Origin of the sequence: Ramlibacter sp., from assembly GCF_035706265.1 — a bacterium.
GTDB lineage: Bacteria > Pseudomonadota > Gammaproteobacteria > Burkholderiales > Burkholderiaceae_C > Ramlibacter.
Map to the genome: position 1 here is coordinate 1 of NZ_DASSVG010000630.1, position 5,017 is coordinate 5,017.

The window sequence follows — 5,017 nt, forward strand, 5'->3', positions numbered from 1 at the left end:
GAGGACGTCTCGGTGGAACCGTAGGCATTGAACAGGCGGATGCCGGGGCAGTTCGCCCGCAGGCCCTCGATGGTGGCGGGCGCCATCGGGGCGCCGCCGAAGCCGGCCAGCCGCAGCGACGAGAGATCGGTCTCCTGCAGCGCGGGTTCGCGCAGCCACAGCGCGTACATCGCCGGCACCATTAGCGTGTAGGTGATGCGCTCGCGCGCGACCAGCGCCAGCGAGGCCGCGGCCTTGAAGTCGGCCAGCAGCACCACGCTGCCGCCCACGCCCGCCATCGCCAGGATCAGCGCCACCAACCCGGTCACGTGCGAGCCGGGCACGGCCAGCAGCCCGCATTCGCCCGCGCGCAGGCCGAGCGCGTGCCGGTAGTGCAGCACCGAGTGGATCAGGTTGAAGTGCGTGAGCACCGCGCCCTTGGGCGCGCCGGTGGTGCCGGAGGTGTAGAGGATGACGGCGGGCTCTTCCTCGCCCGGCGCGGCGTCGGCGAAATGCGATGGGGGCTGGTCCGTCAAGGCATGCCAGCGCAGCCAGCCCTCGCCGGCGGCGGCCCCGGGCAGGGCCACGCGCTGCAGCGGCGTGCCATCGGCCAGTGACGGCGGCACCAGCACCGTCATGGCCGGGTCTGCGATCACCACCGAGGCCCGGCACTGGTTCAGGATGTAGGCGATGCCGGGGCCGGCCTCGCGCATGCTCACCGGCACCAGCACCGCCCCGAGTTGCAGCACGCCATGGGTGGCGATCACGAACTCGGCGCGATTGGGCGCCAGCAGCACGACGCGGTCGCCCGGGCGCACGCCGAGGCCACGCAGGCCGTCGGCCAGGCGCGTGCTTTCTTCGCGCAGCGCCTGCCAGCTCCAGCGCCGCACCCCGTCGACCAGCGCCAGCGCCTGCGGATCCTGCGCCGCAGCGGCGAGCAGGGCGGGCAGGTGCGGCGGACGTTCGGCGAAGCAGCGCAGCACGCGGTCGCCGAAATGGCGTTCATCGCGCAGCGGGATCTCGGGCCAGTCGTGAAGGGTCATGCGGAGACGGGGGCAGCGAGGTTGGCGCCGCGCTCGATCACGACTTCGTCGTCGAGCAGGCGGCGGGAGTGGTTCAGGTCGGACTGGCTGAGGATCACGGTGAGCCCCGAGCCGCGCAGCTGGCCGACCACTTCGGACAGGCGCTGCGACAGCGCCGGCGCGACGCCCTCGAAGGGCTCGTCCAGCAGCAGCAGGCGCGTACCCACCGCAAGGGCGCGCGCGAGCGCCACCAGCTTCTGCTGGCCGCCGGAGAGCAGCAGCGCCTTGCGATCGCGCATCTCGTGCAGCTCCGGCAGGACGCCGTAGACGAACGCGAGCCGCTGGCGCAGGTCCAGCGCGGGCGAGACCCACAGCGGCAGGCAGATGTTCTCCTCCACGGTGAGCTCGGGGACGAGCCCGCGGTCCTCGGGCATGTAGCCGATGCCCATCCTGGCGCGGCGATGCGGCGAGTGCGCCGCCAGGTCGGCGCCGTCGAAGGTGAGTGTCCCGGCCAGCAGCGGCAGGTGGCCCATGATCGTGCGCATCACGGTGGTCTTGCCGGCGCCGTTGCGGCCGATCAGGCCCACCATCGTGCCCGGTGCCACGTGCAGCGAGAAGCCGCGCAGCACCTCCACGTTCTGGATCGCCGCGCGCGCGCCAGAGATGCGGATCATGCGGCCGATCCTTGCGCGGCCGGCGCGGAGCCGGTGACGCAGCGCTGCACCTCGGGATCCTCCAGCACCTGCAGCGGCGGGCCGTCGGCGATGATGCGGCCGCTGGCGAAGGCGGCGATGCGGCTCGCGTAGCGCCGCACGATGTCCATGTCGTGCTCCACGAACACCACCGTGACGGGCGAGCGGTCCTGGTGGCTCTCGATCGCGCGCACCACGGTGTCCATGGTGGCGAACTTCTCGTCGGCGCTGACGCCGCTGGTGGGCTCGTCCAGCAGCAGCAGGCGCGGGTGCCCGGTGAGCGCCATCGCGATGTCCAGCAGCTTGCGCACGCCGCCCGGCAGCTCCCGCACGGGCCGGCGCGCATGGGCCGCGAGGCCGAAGCCGTGCAGCAGTTCCTGCGAGCGCGCGAGCGAGGCCGCGTCGTGGGCCGGCCGCAGGAAGTGGCCCTGGCCGCGGCTGGAATGCAGCGCGGTCAGCATGTTGTCCAGCACGCTCAGGTGCAGGCACAGCTGCGGCATCTGGAAGGAGCGCGCGACGCCGCGGCGCGTGATCTCGCGCGGCGAACGCTGCGTGATGTCCTCGCCCGCCAGCACGATGCGGCCCGCGCTCGGCTTGAGGTAGCCGGTGACCATGTTGACGAAGGTGGTCTTGCCGGCGCCGTTGCTGCCGATCAGGCACAGGCGCTCGCCGGCCTGCACGTCGATGCTGATGTCGCCGGCCGCGACCACGGCGCCGAAAGTGCGCTGCAGCCCGCGCGCGGACAGCACGGGCCCGGTGGGATCCTGCAGCGGCACGCCGGCGGTCATGCAGCCCTCCGCGGCAGCACCGGCAGGCGGGCCAGCAGCGAGCCCAGGCCGTCCGGCAGGAAGCGGATCACCAGCAGCAGGAACAGGCCCAGCGCGAGCTGCCAGGTATTGGGGAACCAGGCACTGGAGAAGGAGCGCACCAGTTCGAGCAGGAAGGAGCTCGCCAGCACGGCGACGACGCTGTGGTGGCCGGCCAGGATGGCGACGAACACGAACTCGCCCGAGGTGGTCCAGTAGCTGAAGTTCGGGTCGATGTGGCCCAGCGCCAGCACGGCGAGCGCGCCGCCGGCGCCGCCCAGGGCCGCGGCGACCAGGTAGTTGACGGCCACGATCTGCGTCACGGAGCTTCCCAGGTACTCCACCCGCAGTTCGTTCTCGCGCACGCCGAGCGACAGCAGCCCGCGCTGGGAATCGAAGTAGATGCGCATCAGGCCGCCCAGGCCGCAGGCGATCGTCGCCGTCACGGCCCACAGCACGTAGTGCGCGGCGGCGTCGGGCGGCTTCCATCCCAGCAGCGTGGCGCGGCCGACGTTGAAGCCGTCCGAGCCGCCCAGGGGCTCGGTCTTCATCAGCAGGCCATAGAGCACCATCGACAGCGCCAGCGTCAGCATGGCGAAGAAGATGCCGCGGTAGCGCGCCAGCAGCGGCGCGAACGGTGCCGCGATGGCGCAGCCCGCCAGGGCGCCCAGCGCGGAGAGCAGCACGATGTCGGTGATGCCCGCCTTGTTGAACAGCAGCGCCGCCGCATAGCCGCCGGCCGCGAACACCAGGCCCTGGCCGAAGGGCACGGCGCCGCAGCGCATCATGACCACGATGCCCAGCGACACCAGGCCGTTGGCCAGCGCCAGCGTCGCCAGCGAGGTGAGCCAGCGCGGCGCCACCGCGCCGGCCACCAGCAGCAGCACCAGGCCGGCGCCGGTGGCCAGCGCCGTGCGCCGGGGAGAGGGGGAATGCACGGGCGGCGCCTCGGACACGGGCGGCTCCTCAGATCTTGCGCGCCTGCACGCGCTGGAAGACGCCCTCGGGGCGGAACACGAGGATCGCGGCCATCACGATGTAGATGCTGAACAGCTCCGCGGCCGGGAACAGGTGCACCGAGGCGGCGCGCGCCAGCCCCACCACCAGTGCGCCGAGCGCCGCCCCTTCGATGCTGCCCAGTCCGCCGATGATCACCACCGCGAAGCTCACCACGATCACGCCCACGCTCAGGCCCGGCTGCACCGAGATCATCGGCGCGGTGAGGGCGCCGCCCAGCGCGGCGAGGAACACGCCGACGACGAAGGCGCCCGTGTAGACGCGCGAGACGTTCACGCCCATGCTGGCCGCCATCTCCGCGTTGTGGATCACGGCGGTGACGATCTTGCCCTGGCGCGTGCGGTTCAGGACCCACCAGCACAGGCCGCCCGCGGCGATCGCCACGGCGATCAGCAGCAGGTCGTAGCCGGCGTAGGTGAGGGCGCCGATCTGCAGGTTGCCGAAGGCCTGGTAGGTGTCGGCCGCGTAGTAGGGGTTCACGCCCCACAGCAGCTTGGTCACGTCCTCCAGGATCAGGAACAGCGCGTAGGTCACCAGCACCAGCAGCACCTCGTCGCGCAGGTAGAACATGCGCAGCAGCCCGCGCTCGGTGAGCGGCGCCAGCACCGCCGCCACGCCGGCGGCCGCGAGCACCAGCGCCCCCACGCTGAGCGCCGGCGAGACCTTCATCGACACCAGCCACGCCACCAGGCTCGCGCCGGCGTACGCGCCCACGGCATAGAAGCTGCCGTGGGCGATGTTCAGGATCTTCAGCACCCCGAACACCAGCGTGAGCCCCAGCGCGACGATGAACAGCCACGCCGCGTAGCTCAGGCCGTCGAACAGGATGGTCGCGGCGAGGGTCACGCGCGCTCTAGCACTTGGCGCCGGGCATGCCGGCCTTCAGCCAGTCCTCGCTCTTCATGTTGGCGGGCGGGTTGACGCATTCGGCCGGGAAGCGCTGGATGTCCTCCAGGATCACCATCTTCTTCGCCGCGTCCCAGCGGGTGCGGCCGATCGCCGTCTCCTGGATCGCCTGGTGCCCGTCGCCCAGCGCCATGCGGATGGTGCCGGCGGGCGACTGCCATTGGCTGCCCTTGAGCGCGGCGGCCAGCTGCTCCGGCGTCGGCTTCTTGCCGCCGTTGGCGGCGATGGCCTTTTCCGCCGCCAGCTTGAGCCCCAGCAGGGCCTGCGCCATGCGGTAAGGGGCCTGCACGGGATACGTGTTGTAGGCCTTGGAATAGATCTCCCACCACCAGTCGTTGAGCGGCGACTTCGGGGACATGAGGCCGTAGGCGCCGCGCGCGCCGAGGATCGCGCCGTTGGGCATCTTCTCGCCCAGGCCCGGCAGCACGTGGTCTGCGGCGGAAAGCACCGGGGTCTGCTTCTGGAACACGCCGCGCGCGCCGGCCTGCAGGATGAAGGCCTGCAGGTCGCCGCCCCACAGGCTGGAATGCACGATGTCGGCCGGCTTGGAGAGCAGCGCCGAGACCTCGGTGCCGTACTGGCCGGCGCCGAACTT

Annotated in this window: 6 protein-coding genes; all 6 read right to left on the reverse strand. The window is 71.9% G+C overall.

Annotated features, from left to right (window positions below; genetic code table 11):
- A partial coding sequence (locus VFM98_RS22670) for a long-chain fatty acid--CoA ligase (protein ID WP_325112159.1) occupies positions 1 to 1,022 on the reverse strand: 1,022 nt, incomplete at its 3' end.
- The gene (locus tag VFM98_RS22675; protein WP_325112160.1) at positions 1,019 to 1,675 is read right to left on the reverse strand and encodes an ABC transporter ATP-binding protein; all 657 of its coding nucleotides are present in this window, start codon (positions 1,673 to 1,675) and stop codon (positions 1,019 to 1,021) included. The genes VFM98_RS22675 and VFM98_RS22670, both read right to left, overlap by 4 nt.
- Positions 1,672 to 2,481 carry an ABC transporter ATP-binding protein gene (locus VFM98_RS22680; protein ID WP_325112161.1) on the reverse strand — a complete coding sequence of 270 codons (810 nt, stop codon included), beginning with the start codon at positions 2,479 to 2,481 and terminating at the stop codon, positions 1,672 to 1,674. The genes VFM98_RS22675 and VFM98_RS22680 overlap by 4 nt, the downstream gene beginning before the upstream one ends.
- Positions 2,478 to 3,455, reverse strand: coding sequence for a branched-chain amino acid ABC transporter permease (locus VFM98_RS22685; protein WP_325112162.1), 978 nt, complete (start codon positions 3,453 to 3,455; stop codon positions 2,478 to 2,480). Before VFM98_RS22685 ends, VFM98_RS22680 begins: the two co-directional genes overlap by 4 nt.
- Before the next feature lie 10 nt (positions 3,456 to 3,465).
- Positions 3,466 to 4,362, reverse strand: a complete 897-nt coding sequence (locus tag VFM98_RS22690; protein ID WP_325112163.1) for a branched-chain amino acid ABC transporter permease — start codon at positions 4,360 to 4,362, stop codon at positions 3,466 to 3,468.
- A 7-nt stretch (positions 4,363 to 4,369) separates the two neighbouring features.
- The coding region (locus tag VFM98_RS22695; RefSeq protein WP_325112164.1) for an ABC transporter substrate-binding protein at positions 4,370 to 5,017 on the reverse strand (648 nt) is incomplete at its 5' end.